Source organism: Bacillus salipaludis (assembly GCF_004358205.1).
Genome location: NZ_SMYO01000019.1, coordinates 1 through 21,600, shown reverse-complemented (window position 1 = coordinate 21,600; position 21,600 = coordinate 1). Strand labels below are relative to the sequence as shown.

31 protein-coding genes and 1 rRNA gene are annotated in these 21,600 nt (G+C 39.1%); 30 read left to right on the top strand and 2 right to left on the bottom strand.

The genetic code is table 11. The annotated features are described in order from the left end of the window. Positions 1-30 precede the first annotated feature (30 nt). The 27 genes from rplX (at position 31) to E2K98_RS25400 (ending at position 18,023) form a co-directional block, all read left to right on the top strand. The gene (rplX, locus tag E2K98_RS25530; protein ID WP_026574098.1) at positions 31-339 is read left to right on the top strand and encodes a 50S ribosomal protein L24; all 309 of its coding nucleotides are present in this window, start codon (positions 31-33) and stop codon (positions 337-339) included. Positions 340-366: 27 nt separating this feature from the next. Beyond that, positions 367-906: a 50S ribosomal protein L5 gene (gene rplE / locus E2K98_RS25525; RefSeq protein ID WP_026574099.1), complete on the top strand. Its 540-nt coding sequence runs from the start codon at positions 367-369 to the stop codon at positions 904-906. Between the two features lie 24 nt (positions 907-930). Further along, complete coding sequence (rpsN, locus tag E2K98_RS25520; protein WP_009499044.1) at positions 931-1,116, top strand: 30S ribosomal protein S14; 186 nt, start codon at positions 931-933, stop codon at positions 1,114-1,116. 30 nt (positions 1,117-1,146) lie between these two features. Then, a complete protein-coding gene (gene rpsH / locus E2K98_RS25515) occupies positions 1,147-1,545 on the top strand; it encodes a 30S ribosomal protein S8 (protein ID WP_026574100.1) in 399 nt (132 codons plus the stop codon). A 31-nt stretch (positions 1,546-1,576) separates the two neighbouring features. Further along, the gene (gene rplF / locus E2K98_RS25510; RefSeq protein ID WP_133339214.1) at positions 1,577-2,113 is read left to right on the top strand and encodes a 50S ribosomal protein L6; all 537 of its coding nucleotides are present in this window, start codon (positions 1,577-1,579) and stop codon (positions 2,111-2,113) included. Between the two features lie 33 nt (positions 2,114-2,146). Continuing rightward, positions 2,147-2,509 (top strand): 50S ribosomal protein L18, encoded by a 363-nt coding sequence (gene rplR, locus E2K98_RS25505; RefSeq protein WP_026574102.1) that lies wholly within the window; start codon positions 2,147-2,149, stop codon positions 2,507-2,509. A gap of 24 nt (positions 2,510-2,533) precedes the next feature. Further along, positions 2,534-3,034, top strand: a complete 501-nt coding sequence (gene rpsE / locus E2K98_RS25500) for a 30S ribosomal protein S5 (protein WP_026574103.1) — start codon at positions 2,534-2,536, stop codon at positions 3,032-3,034. Positions 3,035-3,047: 13 nt separating this feature from the next. Then, complete coding sequence (gene rpmD / locus E2K98_RS25495; protein WP_026574104.1) at positions 3,048-3,227, top strand: 50S ribosomal protein L30; 180 nt, start codon at positions 3,048-3,050, stop codon at positions 3,225-3,227. 32 nt (positions 3,228-3,259) lie between these two features. Continuing rightward, positions 3,260-3,700: a 50S ribosomal protein L15 gene (gene rplO, locus E2K98_RS25490; protein WP_026574105.1), complete on the top strand. Its 441-nt coding sequence runs from the start codon at positions 3,260-3,262 to the stop codon at positions 3,698-3,700. After that, positions 3,700-4,995 (top strand): preprotein translocase subunit SecY, encoded by a 1,296-nt coding sequence (secY, locus tag E2K98_RS25485; RefSeq protein ID WP_133339212.1) that lies wholly within the window; start codon positions 3,700-3,702, stop codon positions 4,993-4,995. The genes rplO and secY overlap by 1 nt, the downstream gene beginning before the upstream one ends. 56 nt (positions 4,996-5,051) lie before the next feature. Continuing rightward, positions 5,052-5,702: an adenylate kinase gene (locus E2K98_RS25480; protein ID WP_133339210.1), complete on the top strand. Its 651-nt coding sequence runs from the start codon at positions 5,052-5,054 to the stop codon at positions 5,700-5,702. 303 nt (positions 5,703-6,005) lie between these two features. Then, on the top strand, positions 6,006-6,224 hold the full coding sequence (gene infA, locus E2K98_RS25475; protein ID WP_034676129.1) for a translation initiation factor IF-1: 219 nt from the start codon (positions 6,006-6,008) through the stop codon (positions 6,222-6,224). Between the two features lie 36 nt (positions 6,225-6,260). Beyond that, on the top strand, positions 6,261-6,374 hold the full coding sequence (gene rpmJ / locus E2K98_RS25470; RefSeq protein WP_000868344.1) for a 50S ribosomal protein L36: 114 nt from the start codon (positions 6,261-6,263) through the stop codon (positions 6,372-6,374). Between the two features lie 24 nt (positions 6,375-6,398). After that, positions 6,399-6,764, top strand: coding sequence for a 30S ribosomal protein S13 (rpsM, locus tag E2K98_RS25465; RefSeq protein ID WP_026574108.1), 366 nt, complete (start codon positions 6,399-6,401; stop codon positions 6,762-6,764). Positions 6,765-6,785: 21 nt separating this feature from the next. Continuing rightward, positions 6,786-7,175: a 30S ribosomal protein S11 gene (gene rpsK / locus E2K98_RS25460; protein ID WP_026574109.1), complete on the top strand. Its 390-nt coding sequence runs from the start codon at positions 6,786-6,788 to the stop codon at positions 7,173-7,175. Positions 7,176-7,352: 177 nt separating this feature from the next. Continuing rightward, positions 7,353-8,297 (top strand): DNA-directed RNA polymerase subunit alpha, encoded by a 945-nt coding sequence (locus tag E2K98_RS25455; protein ID WP_133339208.1) that lies wholly within the window; start codon positions 7,353-7,355, stop codon positions 8,295-8,297. 65 nt (positions 8,298-8,362) lie between these two features. Next, the gene (gene rplQ / locus E2K98_RS25450) at positions 8,363-8,725 is read left to right on the top strand and encodes a 50S ribosomal protein L17 (RefSeq protein WP_026574310.1); all 363 of its coding nucleotides are present in this window, start codon (positions 8,363-8,365) and stop codon (positions 8,723-8,725) included. Positions 8,726-9,094: 369 nt separating this feature from the next. Beyond that, complete coding sequence (locus tag E2K98_RS25445; RefSeq protein ID WP_133339206.1) at positions 9,095-9,934, top strand: energy-coupling factor ABC transporter ATP-binding protein; 840 nt, start codon at positions 9,095-9,097, stop codon at positions 9,932-9,934. After that, positions 9,910-10,779 carry an energy-coupling factor ABC transporter ATP-binding protein gene (locus E2K98_RS25440; RefSeq protein ID WP_133339204.1) on the top strand — a complete coding sequence of 290 codons (870 nt, stop codon included), beginning with the start codon at positions 9,910-9,912 and terminating at the stop codon, positions 10,777-10,779. Before E2K98_RS25445 ends, E2K98_RS25440 begins: the two co-directional genes overlap by 25 nt. Beyond that, the gene (locus E2K98_RS25435; protein ID WP_133339202.1) at positions 10,776-11,573 is read left to right on the top strand and encodes an energy-coupling factor transporter transmembrane component T family protein; all 798 of its coding nucleotides are present in this window, start codon (positions 10,776-10,778) and stop codon (positions 11,571-11,573) included. Before E2K98_RS25440 ends, E2K98_RS25435 begins: the two co-directional genes overlap by 4 nt. A 14-nt stretch (positions 11,574-11,587) precedes the next feature. After that, a complete protein-coding gene (gene truA, locus E2K98_RS25430) occupies positions 11,588-12,328 on the top strand; it encodes a tRNA pseudouridine(38-40) synthase TruA (protein ID WP_133339200.1) in 741 nt (246 codons plus the stop codon). Positions 12,329-12,579: 251 nt separating this feature from the next. Further along, complete coding sequence (gene rplM, locus E2K98_RS25425) at positions 12,580-13,017, top strand: 50S ribosomal protein L13 (RefSeq protein WP_133339198.1); 438 nt, start codon at positions 12,580-12,582, stop codon at positions 13,015-13,017. A gap of 20 nt (positions 13,018-13,037) precedes the next feature. After that, positions 13,038-13,430, top strand: a complete 393-nt coding sequence (gene rpsI / locus E2K98_RS25420; RefSeq protein WP_026574304.1) for a 30S ribosomal protein S9 — start codon at positions 13,038-13,040, stop codon at positions 13,428-13,430. A 530-nt stretch (positions 13,431-13,960) separates the two neighbouring features. Then, positions 13,961-15,220 (top strand): MFS transporter, encoded by a 1,260-nt coding sequence (locus tag E2K98_RS25415; protein ID WP_133339196.1) that lies wholly within the window; start codon positions 13,961-13,963, stop codon positions 15,218-15,220. Positions 15,221-15,429: 209 nt separating this feature from the next. Further along, entirely contained in the window at positions 15,430-15,873 is a 444-nt protein-coding gene (locus E2K98_RS25410; RefSeq protein ID WP_026574302.1) for a YbaK family protein, read from the top strand. 222 nt (positions 15,874-16,095) lie between these two features. Further along, a complete protein-coding gene (gene cwlD, locus E2K98_RS25405) occupies positions 16,096-16,827 on the top strand; it encodes an N-acetylmuramoyl-L-alanine amidase CwlD (RefSeq protein WP_133339194.1) in 732 nt (243 codons plus the stop codon). 140 nt (positions 16,828-16,967) lie between these two features. Beyond that, the gene (locus E2K98_RS25400; protein ID WP_133339192.1) at positions 16,968-18,023 is read left to right on the top strand and encodes an Mrp/NBP35 family ATP-binding protein; all 1,056 of its coding nucleotides are present in this window, start codon (positions 16,968-16,970) and stop codon (positions 18,021-18,023) included. Between the two features lie 55 nt (positions 18,024-18,078). On the opposite strand, the gene gerD is transcribed toward E2K98_RS25400, so the two are convergent. Beyond that, positions 18,079-18,705, bottom strand: a complete 627-nt coding sequence (gerD, locus tag E2K98_RS25395) for a spore germination lipoprotein GerD (protein WP_133339190.1) — start codon at positions 18,703-18,705, stop codon at positions 18,079-18,081. A gap of 149 nt (positions 18,706-18,854) precedes the next feature. On the opposite strand from gerD, the gene E2K98_RS25390 reads away from it, so the two are divergent. Then, positions 18,855-19,541 carry a KinB-signaling pathway activation protein gene (locus tag E2K98_RS25390; RefSeq protein ID WP_133339188.1) on the top strand — a complete coding sequence of 229 codons (687 nt, stop codon included), beginning with the start codon at positions 18,855-18,857 and terminating at the stop codon, positions 19,539-19,541. Positions 19,542-20,079: 538 nt separating this feature from the next. Here E2K98_RS25390 and pdaB read toward each other — a convergent pair. Next, positions 20,080-20,832, bottom strand: a complete 753-nt coding sequence (pdaB, locus tag E2K98_RS25385) for a polysaccharide deacetylase family sporulation protein PdaB (RefSeq protein ID WP_133339186.1) — start codon at positions 20,830-20,832, stop codon at positions 20,080-20,082. Between the two features lie 137 nt (positions 20,833-20,969). Here pdaB and E2K98_RS25380 point away from each other — a divergent pair, with 137 nt between their 5' ends. Together E2K98_RS25380 and E2K98_RS25375 are read left to right on the top strand one after the other, a co-directional pair. Continuing rightward, positions 20,970-21,200, top strand: a complete 231-nt coding sequence (locus tag E2K98_RS25380) for a hypothetical protein (protein ID WP_133339184.1) — start codon at positions 20,970-20,972, stop codon at positions 21,198-21,200. Between the two features lie 258 nt (positions 21,201-21,458). After that, positions 21,459-21,600, top strand: a 16S ribosomal RNA gene (locus tag E2K98_RS25375); the annotation flags it as partial.

Below are 21,600 nucleotides of genomic sequence, written 5' to 3'. Positions count from 1 at the left end.
ATTAATATGCCTTTAAGGAGGTGCTTAATGATGCATGTGAAAAAAGGTGACAAAGTAAGAGTTCTCTCTGGTAAGGATAAAGGAAAAACTGGTGTGATTCTAGCTGCTTACCCTAAAGAAGCCCGTGTGCTTGTAGAAGGTGTAAACATCGTGAAAAAACACACTAAGCCTTCTCAATTGAATCCACAAGGTGGAATCATCAGCCAAGAGGCTCCAATTCATGTATCAAACGTTATGCCTATCGATCCTAAATCAGGTAACCCGACTCGTGTAGGTTACAAAACGGTTGATGGCAAAAAAGTACGCGTAGCAAAATCCGGTGAAGTTTTAGATAAATAGTTTAAATTAAGAAGGGAGGTACAATAAGTGAACCGCCTAAAAGATAAATTTGTAAAAGAAATTTCTCCTGCTCTAATGAGCAAATTTAATTATAAATCAGTAATGCAAGTACCAAAAATTGAGAAGATCGTTATTAACATGGGTGTTGGTGACGCAGTTCAAAATGCTAAAGCACTTGATAATGCTGTAGAAGAACTTGCTACAATTACTGGTCAAAAACCTGTCGTAACTCGTGCGAAAAAATCAATCGCTGGTTTCCGCCTTCGTGAAGGTATGCCAATCGGCGCAAAGGTTACTCTTCGTGGAGAGCGCATGTACCAATTCTTGGATAAATTGGTTTCTGTATCATTACCTCGTGTACGTGACTTCCGTGGTGTTTCTAAGAAGGCATTCGATGGTCGTGGTAACTATACTTTAGGTATTAAGGAACAATTAATCTTCCCAGAAATTGATTACGATAAAGTAACTAAGGTTCGTGGTATGGATATCGTTATCGTTACCACTGCTAACACCGATGAAGAAGCTCGTGAGTTGTTAACTCAAGTTGGAATGCCATTCCAAAAGTAATCGCTAAATAAGGGAGGCGAAAACGTGGCTAAAAAGTCAATGATTGCGAAACAAAAGCGCACGCCTAAATACAAAGTACAAGAGTACACACGTTGCGAACGTTGCGGACGTCCACACTCTGTATATCGTAAATTTAAGCTTTGCCGTATTTGTTTCCGTGAATTAGCATACAAAGGACAAATTCCTGGTGTTAAAAAAGCCAGCTGGTAAAACTAAAGGTTTGGGAAGGAGGTAAAAATAATGGTCATGACAGATCCAATTGCTGATATGCTTACTCGCATTCGAAATGCGAATATGGTACGTCACGAAAAGTTAGAAGTACCTGCTTCTAATATCAAAAAAGAAATCGCTGAAATTCTAAAGCGCGAAGGTTTCGTACGTGACGTTGAATTTATCGATGACAACAAACAAGGTATTATCCGTATCTTCCTTAAGTACGGTACAAATAACGAACGTGTTATTACTGGTCTTAAACGTATTAGTAAGCCTGGTCTTCGCGTTTACGCTAAATCTACTGAGGTACCTCGTGTACTTAATGGTCTTGGTATTGCACTAGTCTCAACTTCAACAGGTGTTATTACTGATAAAGAAGCTCGTGCAAAACAAGTTGGCGGAGAAGTATTAGCTTACGTTTGGTAATAGAGTTTCTGAAAGAATGGAGGTGCACTAAATGTCTCGCGTAGGAAAAAAACCAATTGAAATTCCAGCTGGAGTTACAATTACTTTAAATAATCAAACCGTTACTGTAAAAGGTCCTAAAGGCGAATTAACTCGTACTTTTAATCCTGATATTACAATTAACGTTGAAGAGAATGTGATCAACATTTCTCGTCCATCAGACGTAAAAGAACACCGCGCATTACATGGTACAACTCGTGCTGTTATTGCCAACATGGTTGAAGGTGTTTCTAAAGGTTTCGAAAGAGGTTTAGAATTAATCGGGGTTGGATACCGTGCGCAAAAACAAGGTAACAAGCTTGTTTTAAACGTTGGTTATTCTCATCCTGTAGAAATTGAACCTGAAAAAGGACTTGAAATTGAAGTTCCTTCCAATACCAAAGTTATTGTAAAGGGAACTGACAAAGAACGCGTTGGTGCGTTAGCTGCTAACATTCGCCAAGTTCGCCCGCCAGAGCCATATAAAGGCAAAGGTATTCGCTACGAAGGTGAATTCGTTCGTCGTAAAGAAGGTAAAACTGGTAAGTAATCGCCTTATGGGTAAACGAAAGGAGTGACGTAAATGATTACGAAGCTTGATAAAAACGCTGTTCGCCGTAAAAGACATGCTCGAGTACGTGCGAAACTTAGCGGAACTTCAGCTCGTCCACGTCTAAATGTGTTTCGTTCTAATAAACATATTTATGCTCAAATTATCGATGACATGAATGGAGTTACTTTAGCAAGTGCTTCAACTTTAGATAAAGAATTAAATCTTGAGTCTTCAAGCAATGTTGACGCAGCACAAAAGGTCGGAGAATTAGTTGCGAAACGTGCAGCTGAAAAGGGTATTTCAAACGTTGTCTTTGACCGTGGAGGATACCTTTATCATGGACGTATTCAAGCATTAGCTGATGCTGCTCGCGAAAACGGCTTACAATTTTAATAGACAAAGGAGGGACACAAAAAGATGCGTCGTATTGATCCAAACAAACTTGAACTAGAAGAACGCGTAGTTACGGTTAACCGTGTTGCGAAAGTTGTTAAAGGTGGACGTCGTTTCCGTTTCACTGCTCTTGTAGTAGTTGGAGATAAAAACGGTCATGTCGGATTCGGTACTGGTAAAGCTCAAGAGGTACCGGATGCGATTCGTAAAGCTATCGAAGATGCGAAGAAAAACTTAGTCGAAGTACCTATGGTTGGAACTACTGTTCCTCACCAAGTAATTGGTCGTTTCGGTGCTGGCGAAATCCTTTTAAAACCTGCTTCTGAAGGTACAGGAGTTATCGCTGGTGGACCAGTTCGTGCGGTTCTTGAATTAGCTGGTGTTGCTGATATCCTTTCAAAATCTTTAGGAACAAATACACCAATTAATATGGTTCGTGCAACTGTAGATGGTTTAAAACAATTAAAACGTGCTGAGGACGTAGCAAAGTTACGTGGTAAATCAGTAGAAGAACTGTTAGGATAAGGGGGGAATTCAAATGGCGAAACTATTAATTACCCTCAACCGTAGCCTAATTGGTCGCCCCGAAGACCAACGTGCGACAGTTACTGCGCTTGGATTACGTAAATTAAATCAAACAGTTGAGCATCAAGATAACGCTGCTATTCGCGGTATGATTAATAAAGTTGCTCACCTTGTAACAGTAAAAGAACAATAATTAATTGTTTTCTTTCATAAGGAGGTGCCAATATGAAACTTCATGAATTAAAACCTGCAGAGGGTTCACGTAAAGAACGTAAACGTTTAGGACGTGGTATCGGTTCTGGTCAAGGTAAAACTGCTGGTAAAGGTCATAAAGGACAAAACGCTCGTTCAGGCGGCGGTGTTCGCTTAGGATTCGAGGGTGGTCAAACACCATTATTCCGTCGTTTACCAAAACGTGGTTTTACGAATTTCAGCCGTAAAGAATTTGCGGTTGTAAACCTTGATGCTCTTAATCGCTTTGAAGAAGGTACAGAAGTTACTCCAGAACTTCTTATCGAATCAGGCGTTGTAAAGAACGAAAGAGCAGGAATTAAAATTCTTGCAAAAGGGAACGTAGAGAAAAAGTTGACTGTTAAAGCTCATAAATTCTCCTCTGCCGCCAAAGAAGCAATTGAAGCTGCCGGTGGAAGCGTTGAGGTGATCTAATGTTCCGAACAATCTCCAATTTTATGCGCGTGGGTGATATAAGACGAAAGATTCTATTCACCCTTTTAATGTTAGTGATCTTTCGTCTAGGTACATTTATTCCTGTGCCTAATGTAAATGCTGATGTACTTAGCGCGCAGGATAAACTTAGTGTATTCGGTGTTTTAAATACTTTTGGAGGTGGAGCGTTAAAACAATTCTCCATCTTTGCAATGGGTATTATGCCGTATATTACTGCTTCAATTATTATCCAGCTTTTACAAATGGATGTTGTTCCAAAATTCACAGAATGGTCCAAGCAGGGAGAAGCCGGCCGTCGGAAAACTGCTCAGTTTACCCGTTATGCTACTGTCGTGCTTGGATTTATCCAAGCATTAGGTATGTCATACGGTTTCAATAACCTTGCAAATGGGCAATTAATTGAAAACCCAGGAATTGGTACCTATTTATTAATTGCAGTTGTTCTTACTGCAGGTACATCATTCTTAATGTGGCTTGGTGAGCAAATTACTGAAAAAGGTGTTGGAAATGGAATTTCTATAATCATCTTTGCAGGTATTGTTGCTGGGATCCCAACCACTGTGAAACAAATTTTTGTTCAACAGTTTGAAAATGCCGGTGAGGCGTTATTTTTACGAATTGTAACTGTTGTGATCATTGCGATTGCTGTTATTGCTATTGTTGTGGGTGTTATTTTTATCCAACAAGCAAATCGTAAAATTCCAATCCAATATGCTAAGCGTGTTGTGGCAGGCCGAAATCCTGTAGGAGGACAATCGACTCATATGCCTTTAAAGGTTAATGCAGCAGGGGTTATTCCTGTTATCTTTGCGATTTCCTTTATTGTAACACCAAGGACGGTTGCTTCTTTCTTCCCGCAAAACGATGTAACAATATGGATTAACAAAATATTTGATTATTCTCATCCAATTGGGATGATCTTATATGCTGCTTTAATTATCGCGTTTACTTACTTCTATGCTTTTATCCAAGTGAATCCTGAACAAGCTGCGGAAAACTTACAAAAGCAGAGCGGCTATATTCCTGGTATTCGTCCTGGAAAAAGCACACAAGAGTACCTAACGCGCGTATTATATCGTTTAACTTTTGTTGGTGCGCTCTTCTTAGCTGCTATTTCGGTTCTTCCGGTTATCTTTATTAAGATAGGGAATCTTCCGCAATCAGCTCAAATTGGAGGAACAAGCCTGCTAATCGTTATCGGGGTCGCCCTTGATACGATGAAACAGCTTGAGGCTCAATTGGTTAAGCGTCATTATAAAGGTTTTATAAAATAAAGGTTTGGGGGCTCGAGTCCCCTTAAAACCTATCAATAGCACGAGGGGGAATACGTGTGAATTTAGTATTAATGGGGCTTCCGGGTGCCGGTAAAGGCACACAGGCCGAAAGAATAGTTGAAAAATACGGCATCCCTCATATCTCTACTGGAGATATGTTCCGTGCAGCGATGAAAGAAGGAACAGAACTAGGTTTAAAAGCTAAATCCTTCATGGATAAAGGTGAACTTGTTCCGGACGAAGTAACAATCGGAATTGTTCGTGAGCGATTAAGTAAAGAAGACTGTCAAAAAGGATTCTTACTCGACGGCTTTCCTAGAACAGTACCTCAAGCTGAAGCATTGGAAACACTTCTTGTTGAACTAAACAGGTCAATTGACTATTGTATTAACATTGATGTTGACAAGAATATCCTAATGGAGCGCTTAACAGGGCGCCGTATCTGTAAGGATTGTGGCGCTACTTATCATCTTGTGTTTAACCCACCAGCTCATGAAGGGAAATGCGATCGCTGCGGCGGAGAATTGTACCAACGGGCAGATGATAATGCAGAAACTGTACAAAATCGTTTGGATGTAAATATTAAACAATCCCAGCCATTATTAGATTTCTATGAAACTAAGGGATATTTACGTATGATCAACGGGCAGCAGGATATTAATGTAGTATTTGCTGACATTGAGCGATTGCTAGGGTATTTAATCTAATGATCAAATGCATAACCAGGCTAAATGTCTCTCGAACATCTCCGAAAAGATTCTAACTTTTGTGGATGCAAGCGGTTTTCAATTATATGAGTATGCCGGACATCGTGTTTGGCAAAACTTACATGATGATGGAAGTTAAAAGATGACCGCGTCTAAAGCCTGGAATAGAAATTTTAATTTCTAATTGTTACTAGCAGACGTGGTGTGATTCATTATGCTATAATCATATGGTTGAGCTTTGATTTGCACTTGCACTAGTTTTTAAATAAATGACAATCTGAAAAGAGAAGGGAGACGTGTCCAATGGCCAAAGATGATGTAATTGAAATAGAAGGTAAAGTCCTTGAAACTTTGCCAAATGCAATGTTTAAGGTAGAATTAGAAAATGGTCATACTGTGCTAGCTCATGTTTCGGGTAAAATTCGAATGCACTTCATTCGAATCCTTCCGGGTGACAAAGTGACTGTTGAGCTTTCTCCATATGACTTGACACGCGGAAGAATTACTTACCGCTTTAAATAATTGCTTGCACTCCGTACTACTAAGGAGGTTAGGATAATGAAAGTAAGACCATCTGTTAAACCGATCTGCGAAAAGTGCAAAGTTATCCGTAGACGCGGAAAAGTTATGGTTATCTGTGAAAACCCTAAACATAAACAAAAACAAGGTTAATTTTTGAAGGAGGTGCGCTAAAATATGGCACGTATTGCTGGTGTAGATATTCCACGTGAAAAACGTGTAGTTATCTCGTTAACTTACATTTATGGTATTGGTAAAAATACAGCACAAAAAATCTTAGCAGAAGCTGGTGTTTCTGAAGATACACGTGTGCGTGATCTAACTGAAGACGAATTAAACAAAATCCGTGATATCATCGACAAACTAAAAGTTGAAGGTGATCTTCGCCGTGAAATTTCTCTTAACATTAAGCGTTTAATGGAAATCGGCTGCTACCGCGGATTACGTCATCGTCGTGGTTTACCGGTTCGTGGACAAAATACTAAAAACAACGCTCGTACACGCAAAGGTCCTCGTAAGACTGTTGCGAACAAGAAGAAGTAATCGGCAAAGGAGGTTATTTAAATGGCACGTAAGACGAATACACGTAAACGTCGTGTTAAAAAGAATATTGAATCAGGTATTGCACATATCCGTTCAACATTTAACAACACAATTGTAACAATCACTGATGTTCATGGTAATGCAATTTCATGGTCAAGTGCAGGTGCGCTTGGATTTAAAGGTTCTCGTAAATCTACTCCATTCGCAGCGCAAATGGCAGCTGAAACAGCAGCAAAAACATCTATCGAACACGGTATGAAAACGCTAGAAGTAACGGTTAAAGGACCAGGTGCAGGACGTGAAGCTGCCATTCGTGCTCTTCAAGCTGCTGGTCTTGAAGTAACAGCAATTAAAGATGTTACTCCTGTTCCTCATAATGGATGCCGTCCACCAAAACGTCGTCGTGTTTAATTTTTCTGTATAGACTTTCGTATCCCTGTCTATAATGGGATATGATACTAATTTTTCCGTTCATACAGAAGATTTATTCCAGTTGTTGTGCACAAAACGGGAACGTATACATGGGGGAATTTCGGTTAGATCATTTACCTAATCGAGGTTTTCGACGTTTTGAAGGAGGGTTAATTGATGATCGAAATAGAAAAACCAAAAATCGAAACGGTTGAGATCAGCGATGATGCCAAGTACGGGAAGTTCGTCGTAGAGCCACTTGAGCGTGGATATGGTACCACTTTGGGTAACTCCTTACGTCGTATCCTATTATCTTCACTCCCAGGTGCCGCTGTTACATCGATTCAGGTCGATGGGGTACTTCATGAGTTCTCAACAATTGAAGGCGTCGTAGAGGATGTAACATCCATCATTTTAAACATTAAAAAATTAGCTATTAAAATCTACTCTGATGAAGAGAAAACACTTGAAATTGACGTTCAAGGTGAAGGTCCTGTCAAGGGTAGTCATATTACGCATGACAGTGATGTTGAGATTTTAAATCCTGACCTTCATATCGCAACATTATCTTCAAGCGGTCATCTTCGCATGCGTTTAACTGCTAGACGCGGACGCGGTTATACACCGGCAGAACAAAATAAGCGTGAGGATCAACCGATTGGTGTGATTCCGATTGACTCTATTTATACTCCGGTAGCAAGGGTGTCCTATCAGGTAGAAAACACTCGTGTAGGTCAAATGACAAATTATGATAAGCTAACGCTTGATGTTTGGACAGATGGAAGCACTGGGCCAAAAGAAGCGATTGCTCTTGGTTCGAAGATTTTGACCGAGCATTTGAATATATTCGTTGGGTTAACTGACGAAGCTCAAAATGCTGAAATTATGATTGAAAAAGAAGAAGATCAGAAAGAAAAAGTTCTAGAGATGACAATAGAAGAACTTGATCTATCCGTTCGTTCTTATAACTGCTTAAAGCGTGCTGGCATTAATACTGTTTCAGAATTAGCTAATAAGACTGAAGAGGATATGATGAAAGTACGAAACCTAGGTCGCAAATCTCTAGAAGAGGTAAAAGCGAAACTAGAAGAACTAGGATTAGGCTTGCGTAAAGACGACTAGTTCATTCAAGCATTCGTCTGATTGCGATGATTTTTTAATGACTTCAACAAAGGAGGGAACCCTTCATGGCATACAGAAAGTTAGGACGCACAAGTGCACAGCGTAAAGCTATGCTTCGTGATTTAACAACTGATTTAATTATCAATGAGCGTATTGAAACAACAGAAACTCGTGCGAAAGAAATTCGTTCAACTGTTGAAAAAATGATCACTTTAGGTAAACGTGGTGATTTACATGCTCGCCGTCAAGCTGCTTCATACGTTCGTAATGAGGTTGCTGATGTTGAGAACAATACAAGCGCATTACAAAAACTTTTCACTGATATCGCTCCTCGTTACCAAGAGCGCCAAGGTGGATATACTCGTATTATGAAACTTGGACCTCGCCGCGGTGACGGTGCGCCAATGGTAATTATCGAGTTAGTTTAATTCCTTATCAGACAACAAGGGCGCTGGACAGTTTATAATGAAACTTGTTCTTTGCCCTTTTGCTGTATCAATATCTTATATACGTACGAACCAAGCCAAAAAGAGCGTTACGATGAGCGTGACCCCTATATTTTTAGGAGCACATATGAAGCAGTAATGCCTCTCTGGAGGAATATCTATTGGCCTTATTAGATTATTCTTTTCACGTCTTGTCTAGCTCATGCACCTCTCCCATTTCCATTATGGAATTCCTGTTAAATCGGCAGATGAAATTCGTTCCTGCCAGGGAAGAGGTGCAGGCTTTTTTTGTATGTAGTAAAATATGAGTTGAGTTTAGTTCTGTTTTAGTTGAGTAGGGGGAAATCACTCATGAAAAAACCAATTGTATCCCTTGACAATGTATCTTTTAAATATGATTCGCAGGACCGCTATGCTCTCCAAAATGTAAGCTTTGATATTTTCGAAGGGGAGTGGCTGGCCATTGTGGGCCATAATGGCTCTGGGAAGTCTACTACTGCAAAACTTTTAAATGGTCTCCAATTTCCGCAGCAAGGTGAGATTACTGTTTGTGGGTTGAAGTTAACGGAAGAATCTGTTTGGGATATTCGGGAAAAATTAGGAATGGTATTTCAGAACCCAGATAATCAATTTGTGGGGACAACTGTTCAGGATGATGTGGCTTTTGGTTTAGAAAATCATGGAATACCTAGGGATGAAATGGTCCAGAGGGTTGAAGATTCTTTACGAAAGGTCAAAATGGATCAATTTCTTAATCAAGAGCCCCACCATCTTTCAGGCGGCCAGAAACAACGTGTGGCCATTGCGGGTGTACTAGCTCTTAGACCTTCTATTATTATCTTAGATGAAGCGACATCCATGCTTGACCCTAGAGGTAGAGAAGAAGTGTTAGAGACCGTCCGATCGTTGAAGGACGAAAAACAGCTGACTGTTATATCCATCACACATGATTTAGAAGAGGCAGCTAAAGCTGATCGGATGATTGTCATGAATCGTGGGGAAGTATACCGTGAGGGGACCCCTGAGGAAATTTTTTCGATGGATGAAGAGTTAATTCAATTGGGTTTAGATATCCCTTTTTCCGTGAAAATGAGTAAAGCTTTCCGCCAAAAAGGAATTGAATTATCGAAACATTATTTAACGGAAGAAGAGTTGGTGACAGAGATATGGACATCTCACTGCAGAATGTAGAATATCGTTATCAAGTGAATACCCCCTTCGAGCGGCTGGCCATTGAAGATGTTTCAATCGATATTAAAACGGGAACCTACCTGGCAGTTATTGGGCATACCGGCTCTGGAAAGTCGACCGTATTACAGCATTTAAATGCCCTTTTACAACCGACTGCAGGCTTGGTAGTAATAGGAACCCATGAAATAAAAGCCAAGCAAAAAAATAAAAATCTTAAGCCTATTCGGCAAAAGGTGGGAATTGTCTTTCAGTTCCCGGAACATCAATTGTTCGAAGAAACCGTCGAAAAGGATATTATTTTTGGCCCCATGAATTTTGGGGTTTCTGAACAAGAGTCAAAAGAAAGAGCAAGGACTGCACTTAAACAAGTTGGACTATCGGAAGAAATATTAGAAAAGTCCCCATTTGACCTATCAGGTGGCCAAATGCGCCGGGTAGCCATTGCAGGCGTTCTTGCCATGGAACCTGACGTAATTGTCTTGGATGAGCCCACCGCTGGTTTAGATCCAAGGGGCCGCAAGGAAATTATGGATATGTTTTATCGTTTGCATAAGGAAAGAGGACTCTCTACGATTTTGGTTACCCATAGTATGGAGGATGCTGCTCAATATGCAGAACAAATCGTGATTATGCAACAAGGAAAGGTTGTTAAAACGGGAACCCCTGAAGAGATTTTTACCGCTACAGAAGAGTTACTCCAAATGGGACTAGATGTTCCAGAAGTGGTCCGTTTTCAGCTTAAGCTTGAAAAAACAATGGGTAAAAAGCTTGGGAAAACCTATTTAACCATTGAACAGCTTTCTTCTGCCGTAATAGATTTAATAAGCAGAGGTGAACGGGTATGATGGAAAAAATGATTTTTGGGCGATTTGTACCTGCAAATTCCGCTGTTCATAGGATGGATCCACGTTCTAAGTTAATCATTATATTTTTATTTGTCTGTATTATTTTTCTGGCAAACAATTGGATGACCTATGCACTTATTGGAATTTATACTTTTTTTATGATTGGGTTATCAAAGATTCCCGTTCGCTTTTTATACACCGGTTTAAAACCGATCATTTGGCTTGTTTTATTTACCTTTGTCATGCAGCTTCTATTTACGAAAGAAGGGAATCTTCTTTTTCATATAGGTCCAGTGAAGGTTTATGAAGAAGGTCTTAGGATGGGGATTTTCATTTCATTAAGGTTTTTTTTCTTAATATTGATGACATCCTTATTAACGTTAACGACGACACCAATTGAAATTACAGATGGACTTGAAACGCTTTTGCATCCTTTGAAAAAGGTCCGCTTTCCGGTTCACGAAATGGCTTTAATGATGTCTATCGCACTACGATTCATCCCCACTCTCATGCAGGAAACGGATAAAATCATGAAAGCGCAAATTGCCAGAGGGGTTGAGTTTTCAAGCGGGCCCATTAAGGAACGTATGAAAGCTGTTATTCCTTTACTTATTCCATTATTCGTTAGTTCCTTTAAACGAGCAGAAGAGTTGGCTGTTGCGATGGAGGCAAGAGGGTACCGTGGCGGTGAAGGTAGAACGAAATACCGGCAGTTGAGCTGGAATAACCTTGATTCCAGCCAAATCGTGATTCTTGTTATACTATGTATTCTTTTAATTTTATTACGTTCGTAATGGGGCGAATCGAAATGCACCGCTATAAATGCATTATTTCATATGATGGTTCTGACTTTTCCGGTTACCAGATTCAGCCGAATAAACGCACAGTCCAATTGGTACTGGAGAATGTCCTAACAAAAATCCATAAGGGAAATGTTGTGAAGGTTGCTGCCTCAGGTAGAACAGATGCTGGTGTTCATGCTAAGGGCCAGGTGATTCATTTTGATTCACCGCTTCAAATTCCTGTGAATAGGTGGGAGGCAGCTCTTAATTCTTTATTACCAGAGGATCTTGCAGTGTTATCGGTTGAGAAGGTGCATGATTCGTTTCATGCGCGTTTTGATGCTGTCGGAAAAGAATATCGCTATGTTCTTCAACTGTCTACTAAGAGAGACCCGTTTCAGCGAAAGTATGCCTATCAGTATCCCTATAAATTAAATGTGGATGCGATGAGAGAGGCTGTTCCCTATTTACTGGGGACACATGATTTTACAAGCTTTTGTTCCGCGAAGACGGAGGTAGAAGATAAAACTCGTACGATTGAATCGATTGAGATTACGGTTGATCAGGATATGCTTATCCTTCATTTTGTAGGAAATGGTTTTTTATATAATATGGTGAGAATTTTAGTTGGAACATTGTTAGAGGTCGGTTCCGGCGATAGAAAGCCATCTGATCTGCCCCAAGTTTTAGAGGCGAGGGATAGAAAGTTTGCTGGAAAAACAGCTCCAGCACACGGATTGTACTTATGGAAGGTATTTTACAAATAAAAATTCGAGTAACAACCCATCCTGGTGTAACATTTTCTTGACATATAGCCCCAGAGTATTTATTATATTATATGTGTGTGTTTTTAATCCCACGATAAAGCCCCGGAAAGTCTTCATCGTGATTGAAAATATATGATTTAAAAAATAGCCGCACGCCTGTCTTAAAGGTTCATTCCCGGAACAGAATGGACGCTAAGGCTTTGAAGGTGCGAAAGAATAATCTTTTACGGATTTAATTAGGAGGGAAACTCATGCGTACAACATTTATGGCAAATGCCAACAATATCGAGCGTAAATGGTACGTAATTGATGCAGAAGGCAAAACTCTTGGTCGTCTTGCTTCTGAAGTAGCATCAATTCTACGTGGTAAAAACAAACCAACTTTTACTCCACATGTTGACACTGGTGACCATGTGATCATTATCAACGCTTCTAAAGTTGAACTAACTGGTAAGAAATTAACTGACAAGATCTACTATCGTCACAGCTTACACCCAGGTGGTTTAAAACAAAGAACTGCTCTTGAAATGCGTACAAACTATGCTGAGAAAATGATCGAGCTAGCTGTTAAAGGCATGCTTCCAAAGAATTCTCTTGGCCGTCAAATTTTCAAAAAATTACACGTATATGCTGGTGCTGAGCACAAGCACCAAGCACAACAACCAGAAGTTTACGAACTTCGCGGATAATTTAAAGGGAGGGAATTAACTTGGCACAGGTTCAATATATTGGTACTGGTCGTCGTAAGAGCTCCGTTGCACGCGTGCGCTTAGTTCCAGGTACAGGTAAAATTGTTATTAACAATCGTGACATCGAAAACTATATTCCATTTGAAGCTTTACGTGTTGTTGTAAGACAACCATTAGTAGCGACTGAAACTGTAGGCAGCTACGATGTTCTTGTAAACGTAAAAGGCGGTGGCTACACTGGTCAAGCTGGCGCAATCCGCCACGGTATTGCTCGCGCATTACTACAAGCTGATCCAGAATACCGTCCAACATTAAAACGCGCAGGTCTATTAACTCGTGACGCTCGTATGAAAGAACGTAAAAAATACGGTCTTAAAGGCGCTCGTCGTGCACCTCAGTTCTCAAAACGTTAATTTTACGTTTCAAAGGCTCTCAAACCTATTGGTTTGGGAGTCTTTTTTATTTGTAACGACACCTCATCTGAATGCATTGTAATATCCTTTGAAATTTTTAGTGTAAAATATTTTTTACTCAGTTTGTAAAAATTTTTTTACCAACTACATGATTTTTTGCATAATTTGGAATAATATTTTTATGTTAATTACGTTAATTTTATATAAAGGAAAAACTTTAATAAAAATTTGCCCGGTTTTAAGGGTTTTTTTATTTTGTTGAAAATTTGAAATCAAAGAGGAAAATAAACGATAGTTTTGGCATGAAAATTGCATTTTATAATTGCAGCAAGGGAAAACGTTTTCAATCGGTCCTGTTAATATAATGTCCAAGGCATTCAGCATAGAAAGGGGTGTAGTGATAACAGGTTCATATTGACTTTTTCTTGCCTTATACTTAGTGGTTTTACAGCGAAGTATTGTTTTATGGGACTAATACATTTTAAATTCATTAAACTCTAAAAAAATTAGCAAAGGACGGATGTTGGTATATGAACAAAAAGGGCGGAATTTTTTACGGTTGGTGGATTGTAGTAGCAGCCTTCATGATTATGACTTTCATTTATGCCCCGATTGCAAACCTAGTTTCATTATTTATCCTGCCTGTTACAAAAGAACTCGGATTTAGTGCCTCTCAATTTATGTTGTATTTTACCATTATGGCTTTAGCTGCTATGGGTATAGGTCCATTTGCAGGTAAACTAATGAAAAAGATGGATGTAAGGGCCTATTTAACATTATTTATTTTAATTTCAGCTGCTGCCTTTATTGGCTTCTCTTTTGCTACGAAACTGATTCATTTCTATTTATTTGCTGTTCTAATGGGTGCAGGTTTATCTGGCGGGGCAATGATCCCAGCATCCGTACTTATCACAAATTGGTTTAATGAAAAACGTGGTTTATGTTTGGGGATTGCTTTAGCAGGTAGCGGTTTCGGCGGTGTAATTCTCAGTCCTTTAACTAACTGGCTTATTACAGCTTATGGGTGGAGGTCAGCCTATCTTGTTTTAGGAATTCTAATCGCTGTGTTATTAATTCCACTTGCGGTATTTGTTATTCGATTAACTCCAGCAGACAAAGGTTTAATGGCCCTAGGTGAAGTAAAATCTAGTATACCAAATAAAGAATTAGCAGGTACAACCCAAGGTCAAGCACTAAAATCCATATCATTTTGGGCCCTTTGTTTAGCTATTCTGGTTGGCGGAATTGTTGTTAATACAATGTTGATTAACCTTGCTCCATATTTAGCGGGAATCGGTACAACAGCTAAAACAGCGGCATTGCTATTATCCTTAGGTTCTGCAATGGTCATTGTCGGAAAACTTTTAGTTGGGCGATTATTTGACAAGCTAGGATTAATCACAACATTATTTATCATTTCTGCAGGAAGTCTTCTAAGCTTTTTATTTTTAATGAAAGCAAATATAGTTCTGCCAGCTATTCTTTATACGATTTTTTCAGGAATCGGTTCAACAGCAGTTACGGTTACACCTGCCTTTCTTACAGGGGCACTATTTGGTGAAAAAGAATTTAGTGCAAAATATGGTGTTGTGTCCATATTTATTTCATTAGGCGCGGCAGTCACGCCAATTGTTTCTGGTGCCATTTTTAATATCAATCATTCCTATGAATTGGTTCTTGATGTTTTAATTGCCCTTTCTACTGTGCAATTTGTATTATTCCTTATTGCTAGCAAAACGAAACCAAAGTTTAGTCTGGTAACTGAAGTTCTAAATAAAGAAGCAGTGTAATTATAAAATCTTTCATGAATTTTTACACCCAGCCCATGCATGGAATTGTCGTGAATAGTGCGATCAACTAGCTGAAGAATAATTAAATTCCCAAAAATCCAGTCATATTGGCTGGATTTTTCTAATCATAAAATTGGCAATTGAAAACAGCGGAAATTTTGCATTTCTTAGGATTATGGGATGAAGAATAGTCCTAAGAGGTGAAAACTGTGACAGTCATTACAACCTTTAAAGAGAAAAAACGGGAAAAACAAATTAAATATGAGCGGTCAGTCTTAAAGGACTTATCGATAAAAACTTTAAAAGAACGGGTCCAGCACTATTTTGGCTCATCAAGAATTACATCAAGCTTTGTGATGCATGCTGGTGTTGAGGAAGCCTGCTACGATGTAGCGCTTGAAGCCTATCTATTAGGGGCGAAGTTTAGCAAATTCGGTTACTATGGTGAAGATATCGAAGAGGTAAAAAAACGCTGCTATAAGGAAGAAAAGCATTTAATTGATACCCTATTCAATTTTTTACTTTATTGGGGTAATGGAGAAGAAGGGACGATGAGTGAATCCCTATACTATCTCTGTGAACAATACATCCACGTTTGGTGGCTCGATGGATATCAAAAAGGAGAAAGACGGCATAAGCTAAGGCTGCACTAGGTTATTCTTTATATAAGTAATTATTAATTGCTTTGAGAATTGTCTAGCTCCAGCGCCTAGAACCTCGGGGTTTGTTCGGTCCTGCCGATGAAGTCAAAGAACGACTTCACCGAAGGACCTAAAGCCTTTTCGGGGCTGAACAAGGCGCCTCCGCTTTTCTTATTAGTTCTAAAATTCCCCCTTGTCCCATATATTTAAACGAACATGGACGAGCGGGAAGGAATGATTTGGTTGCTAAAGAGAAGATTGAAAATTATAGGGTTCTCTGTGGGTTTACTTTTATTATTCCTGATTTTACAGCATGATTTTATGGAGGATAAATCATGGAAATCATGGAATTTGCCTTTATCGGGAAAAATCATTCTTATTGACCCCGGGCATGGCGGACCTGACGGTGGTGCCGGTGAAGGAAAAACCTTAGAAAAGGATATTGCTTTAGATATTTCGTTTAAGGTTAGAGATTTCCTGCAGCAACACGGTGCTCTGGTAATGATGACGAGGGAAACCGATGAGGACCTGGCAGACCCTACAACAAAAGGTTATAGCAGGAGAAAGGTAGAGGATCTGAAGCAAAGGTTGAAAATGATCAATAGCTCTGATAATGACCTTTTTGTCAGTATTCATTTAAATGCCATCCCATCTGCTAGATGGAGCGGGGCTCAAACCTTTTATTCCCCTCATTATACTGAAAATGCAAAAGCAGCAAAATTTATTCAAGATGAGTTAAGACGGAATTTAGAAAATACAAATCGAAAGGCAAAGCCTTTAAGTCATGTCTATATTTTAAAGAATGCAAAGAAGCCCGGCGTTTTAGTTGAGGTGGGTTTTTTATCCAATCCAGCTGAAAAGGCAAATCTCCAAACTGATTCCTACCAGGAAAAGGTGGCTGCTTCCATTTATAAAGGAATCATCCGTTATTTTACGAATGAAAAGGAATTAAAGGAAACAGATTAAGGAAGATGAGCTCTATCGCTCATCTTCTTTGACTTTTTATTATTGGTATAGGGTTTACGTGTGATTCAGTTAACTGTTTTTAGTGAGAGTTATGGTATACTTGATTTGGAAACGAATTCAATTGTGAGGTGTTTGTTTACATGCTAACAGAAGCGAAAATCCGTGAAATTGTAGGCAGCTTAAAGGAGCCATTTTTACATAAAACATTAGCAGAGCTAAATGCAATTGAGGAAATAAAAATTAAAGAAGAAAAAAACCATGTCAGTATAAAAGTAGACATTGCCAAAACTGGTACTGCCGAACAATTACAATTGCAAACGCAAATTGTAAATGTATTAAAAGAAGCAGGTGCAGCTACAGTAGGGATTCGCTTTGGCGAGCTTTCCGAAGAGGTACTTGCAGCCAATCGTAATGCAGTAGAGGAAACGGAGGATAAAGGCTTATTATCTTCAAAAAATACAACCTTTATTGCGATTGCTTCCGGTAAGGGCGGTGTAGGTAAATCAACGGTATCTGTAAACCTTGCTATTGCCCTAGCTCGTTTAGGTAAAAAGGTAGGTCTGATTGATGCCGATATCTACGGTTTTAGTGTACCGGATATGATGGGGATCACAAAGCGTCCTGTAGTTAGAGGGGAAAAAATTATACCGGTTGAACGTTTCGGAGTTCAAGTCATATCAATGGGCTTTTTTGTTGAAGATAATGCACCAATCATTTGGCGCGGACCTATGCTTGGAAAAATGCTGAATAGCTTCTTCAATGAAGTGGAATGGGGAGCAGTGGATTATTTATTATTAGACTTGCCTCCAGGAACAGGGGATGTTGCATTAGATGTTCACACGATGCTTCCTGCATGTAAAGAAATTATTGTTACGACACCACATCCAACGGCTGCCTTTGTAGCAGCACGTGCCGGCGCAATGGCTGTTCGTACGGAACACGAAATCCTAGGTGTTATTGAAAATATGGCTTATTTTGAAAGTAAGCTGACAGGTGAAAAGGAATATGTGTTTGGCCGCGGCGGCGGGGATAAATTAGCCGAGGAGCTAAATACAGAAATTCTAGGACGCCTGCCACTTAACCAGCCTGATTGGAATGCCGAAGATTTTGCACCATCTGTTTATCAGGAAGACCATCCAATCGGAAAAATCTATCTAGAAATTGCTGAAAAAATGACAAGCCTTTTAAAAAAGTAATAAATAAAGCCTCTTCCTGATCAGGAAGAGGCTTTTGAATGAATAGAATGATTAATTAGGCCCCGCTGCTGTTATCAGAACCGCTTTGTCCTCCACTTGATTGACCGCCGCCATCTTTACTGCTGCTCGCATTCGCTTTTACATCTTCAGCCGCCTTAAGCAGAAGCTCTTGCATTTTGACCTTAAATAACGGGCTTTCAATGGTTTCAGCAATTACCTTTTGAAGATGTTCCCGGTATTCCTTACTTTTTAATGCGTCCGCTAATTCCTTTTGAATTTCAGGCTCTTTAAAAACTTGAATCATCATACCTCTATATTGGGGATCATTCATTAAATCCTTTAGCAATTTTTCATTCTCGGATCTCATGTTCTTGGCAACGCCTTGAGCAAATTTTGGATCATTAAACGTTTTTTTCCAAAAGGTTGTGGCTTTATCGGAAGTAAGTGTTTGTTGAATTGTCTGGGAAACCATTTTTTGGTCCATCACAAGCTTTTCCTTCATACTGTCATCGTTCATTACATCTTGAATTGCCTTCTTACCATCATCGGTTTTAAGAATATCAACAACCATTTTTTTGGTTTGCTCATAATCAATTTGTCCTCCGCTGCTGGATTCGTTGGATGCACAGCTAGTTAACAACATCATGATAGGTAGGAGGAGCAGCATACTTTTCGCTTTCATTTTGAAAAGCCCCTTTCGCATAAGAATCCTTAATTTTAGGATGAAGAAAATCATGAAAGATTATTCGTAAGGATTTTAAAATATGGATTTTTCAAATATGGATTGGTACAATCATTAGGAATGCATTTTATATTTTGGAGGTTTAAAGTGTGACGAGCCGCAATTGGGTAAAACTATTTTTGACCACATTATTAGTAGGCGGGCTCACAACAGCTATTGTGGGTTTCATTGTTCGCTGGAGTGAATTTCAGCAGTATTTTACTGAATTTAAACTAATTGATATATTATCAACGACGATTTGGTTAATTGTGATGGGATTCCTTTTTAGTGTTATTAGTCAAATGGGCTTTTTTGCTTATTTAACGATTCATCGGTTCGGATTAGGTATTTTTAAGTCTGCAACCCTTTGGAATGGAGTTCAATCCGTCCTCATATTATTTTGCCTATTTGATTTGGTTTATATGCGTTATGAGGCATTTGCCAAGCCTGGAGAGTCTGTGCTGCCCTACATAGGGGTTGCGTTAATTCCTTTAGTGATTGGCGGGGGTGCAGCTTGGTTTAAAAGTAAACAAACAAATTTTAGTGCCTTTATACCCGCGCTCTTTTTTATGGTTGTTGTAACAGTTATCGAATGGGTTCCAGTTCTACGGGTTAATGAAAGAAGCTGGGTTTACCTTATGGTCTTTGGTCTCCTGGCTTGTAATGCCTATCAATTGTTAATCCTTCATAAGTTAAATGAACGTTCCGAACAGGAAAGACAAAAGCGTAAGAGCACTGCGGCTGGGAACAGCAATAAAGCGGTAAAAAATAAAATCAATAAAAAACCGTCCCTTTAAATAGTAGGGGCGGTTTTTTTATAAGAATGATGAAGAACAAATCCAATCTAAAAACAAGGGGAGAGATCATCATAAAGGCGATGAAGGCCAAGTCCATTTGAGAAAACAGGGAAAGAGGACCTCATAAGACTGGTGAAGACCAAATCCTTTTAGGAAAACAGGGAAAGAGGACCTCATAAGGCCGGTGAAGAACAAATCCATTTGAGAAAACAGGGAAAGAGGACCTCATAAGGATGGTGAAGACCAAATCCATTTGAGAAAACAGGGAAAGAGGACCTCATAAGGCCGGTGAAGACCAAATCCATTTGAGAAAACAGGGAAAGAGGACCTCATAAGGCCGGTGAAGACCAAATCCATTTGGGAAAACAGGGAAAGAGGACCTCATAAGGCCGGTGAAGACCAAATCCTTTGAAAAATCAGAGGAAGAAGTCATCATAAAGGTGATGAAGACCAAATCCCTTCGATAAATAGTCTTGATAATTCTTATGTCGTTTATAAAAATCCACTCAAAACGGATCGGTACAGTTTTTATATCAGTTTATTTTATTTCTTTAGAGCTGACATGACCATTGGCAATCATTTCGGAAACAGAAATCATTTTTAGACCTTTATGATGAATTTCCTCTATAATCGCTGGCAATGCTTTATTGGTTTGCTTGGCTGAATCAGAAGCATGTAAGAGAACAATATCACCTTTTTTAGCCTTTTCAACATTAGAAACAATGGTCTTAATACCAGGATTCGTCCAATCCTGTGAATCCACACTCCAATGAACAACAGTATAACCATACCGCTCTGCAATTTTTAAGGTTCTTTCATCAAAATGACCAGTGGGAGCACGCAGGAGCTTGATATTTTTTACATTTAATTTTGTAAAAACCTCTTGTGCTTTAGAAATATCCCTACGAATTTTAGCATCCTCCAAACTTTTATAATCCTCATAGGCATATCCAAGGATGCCAATTTCATAACCCTCCTTTACAATTCGATTGACTAGATCGGGGTGCCGTTCAGCCCATGAACCAGCTAAAAAGAATGTTGCTGATTTTACCCCCTCTTTTTTTAGTGTGTTTAAAATCGGTTCTGCTTTTTCATCTCCCCAACCAATATTAAAAGATAAAGCAAGGTCTTTTTCGCCGCGATAAATTGCCTTCGGTCCATCCTTAGTTGAAAAAACAGGTATTTGGGCAAGATTCTGCATATAAAGGAACCAGGCTGTAAAAAATGCAGCAATTAAGATTAGAGAAATGTTTTTAAGAGATTTACCATTTAATACATAAAAGAAATTCATCCTAACCACCTCGTCCATTGCCATCCTTGTCTCAACTTATGCCTGCTTTTTTAATAATATGAATAAAGATTTTTATTATAAAATTGAATTATTTGGAAAAGACTACTAGAACTAGAAACTTCATTGGAGGCTATTGGATGCTAGGAATACTAATTAATGAAAAAGAAGTAAAAGAAATGGAATATTTAATTAAGCGGGAAATGGATGAAATCCTCTTTGATTTAAGGGATGACCGCATTGATCATATTGTGAAAAGAGCAATGGAGGAGCGTTACAAAGTATTATTTACTTTATTTCGACGGGTTGCTTCACCAAACGAATGTTTAAAATATATGAGGAAAGATAAAAGAGGTAGAATGAAGGGATAAATTTTCGTTAACTTTTTTCGAAAGAATTGTTGACATATATTTATTATCCTGTTATATTAATAAACGTCGCTGCTGACGTAAAAAACAACTTAAAAAAGTTGTTGACAATACGTATTGTAGATGATATATTTAAAAAGTCGCTTTTGGGCGAACAAGAGAAATTGATCTTTGAAAACTAAACAAACAAAAACGTCAACAAACAATAATATTCATTTCATTTGAAATGAAGCCAACGTAACAAAATGAGCTACATCAACTTTCTTGGAGAGTTTGATCCTGGCTCAGGACGAACGCTGGCGGCGTGCCTAATACATGCAAGTCGAGCGAATCAATAGGAGCTTGCTCCTGTTGGTTAGCGGCGGACGGGTGAGTAACACGTGGGCAACCTGCCTGTAAGACT

Bases quoted from the DNA above. Each gene is read 5' to 3' on its own strand.
- E2K98_RS25435 (WP_133339202.1), top strand. From the start codon at position 10,776: ATGATGGAAAAAATGATTTTTGGGCGATTTGTACCTGCAAATTCCGCT.
- cwlD (WP_133339194.1), top strand. From the start codon at position 16,096: ATGATTTGGTTGCTAAAGAGAAGATTGAAAATTATAGGGTTCTCTGTG.
- E2K98_RS25400 (WP_133339192.1), top strand. From the start codon at position 16,968: ATGCTAACAGAAGCGAAAATCCGTGAAATTGTAGGCAGCTTAAAGGAG.
- rpsE (WP_026574103.1), top strand. From the start codon at position 2,534: ATGCGTCGTATTGATCCAAACAAACTTGAACTAGAAGAACGCGTAGTT.
- gerD (WP_133339190.1), bottom strand. From the start codon at position 18,705: ATGAAAGCGAAAAGTATGCTGCTCCTCCTACCTATCATGATGTTGTTA.
- E2K98_RS25380 (WP_133339184.1), top strand. From the start codon at position 20,970: ATGCTAGGAATACTAATTAATGAAAAAGAAGTAAAAGAAATGGAATAT.
- infA (WP_034676129.1), top strand. From the start codon at position 6,006: ATGGCCAAAGATGATGTAATTGAAATAGAAGGTAAAGTCCTTGAAACT.
- pdaB (WP_133339186.1), bottom strand. From the start codon at position 20,832: ATGAATTTCTTTTATGTATTAAATGGTAAATCTCTTAAAAACATTTCT.
- rplF (WP_133339214.1), top strand. From the start codon at position 1,577: ATGTCTCGCGTAGGAAAAAAACCAATTGAAATTCCAGCTGGAGTTACA.
- rpsK (WP_026574109.1), top strand. From the start codon at position 6,786: ATGGCACGTAAGACGAATACACGTAAACGTCGTGTTAAAAAGAATATT.
- rpmD (WP_026574104.1), top strand. From the start codon at position 3,048: ATGGCGAAACTATTAATTACCCTCAACCGTAGCCTAATTGGTCGCCCC.
- E2K98_RS25440 (WP_133339204.1), top strand. From the start codon at position 9,910: ATGGACATCTCACTGCAGAATGTAGAATATCGTTATCAAGTGAATACC.
- rplR (WP_026574102.1), top strand. From the start codon at position 2,147: ATGATTACGAAGCTTGATAAAAACGCTGTTCGCCGTAAAAGACATGCT.
- truA (WP_133339200.1), top strand. From the start codon at position 11,588: ATGCACCGCTATAAATGCATTATTTCATATGATGGTTCTGACTTTTCC.
- rplX (WP_026574098.1), top strand. From the start codon at position 31: ATGCATGTGAAAAAAGGTGACAAAGTAAGAGTTCTCTCTGGTAAGGAT.
- rplQ (WP_026574310.1), top strand. From the start codon at position 8,363: ATGGCATACAGAAAGTTAGGACGCACAAGTGCACAGCGTAAAGCTATG.
- E2K98_RS25445 (WP_133339206.1), top strand. From the start codon at position 9,095: ATGAAAAAACCAATTGTATCCCTTGACAATGTATCTTTTAAATATGAT.
- rpmJ (WP_000868344.1), top strand. From the start codon at position 6,261: ATGAAAGTAAGACCATCTGTTAAACCGATCTGCGAAAAGTGCAAAGTT.
- rplM (WP_133339198.1), top strand. From the start codon at position 12,580: ATGCGTACAACATTTATGGCAAATGCCAACAATATCGAGCGTAAATGG.
- E2K98_RS25415 (WP_133339196.1), top strand. From the start codon at position 13,961: ATGAACAAAAAGGGCGGAATTTTTTACGGTTGGTGGATTGTAGTAGCA.
- rpsM (WP_026574108.1), top strand. From the start codon at position 6,399: ATGGCACGTATTGCTGGTGTAGATATTCCACGTGAAAAACGTGTAGTT.
- E2K98_RS25455 (WP_133339208.1), top strand. From the start codon at position 7,353: ATGATCGAAATAGAAAAACCAAAAATCGAAACGGTTGAGATCAGCGAT.
- secY (WP_133339212.1), top strand. From the start codon at position 3,700: ATGTTCCGAACAATCTCCAATTTTATGCGCGTGGGTGATATAAGACGA.
- rpsH (WP_026574100.1), top strand. From the start codon at position 1,147: ATGGTCATGACAGATCCAATTGCTGATATGCTTACTCGCATTCGAAAT.
- rplO (WP_026574105.1), top strand. From the start codon at position 3,260: ATGAAACTTCATGAATTAAAACCTGCAGAGGGTTCACGTAAAGAACGT.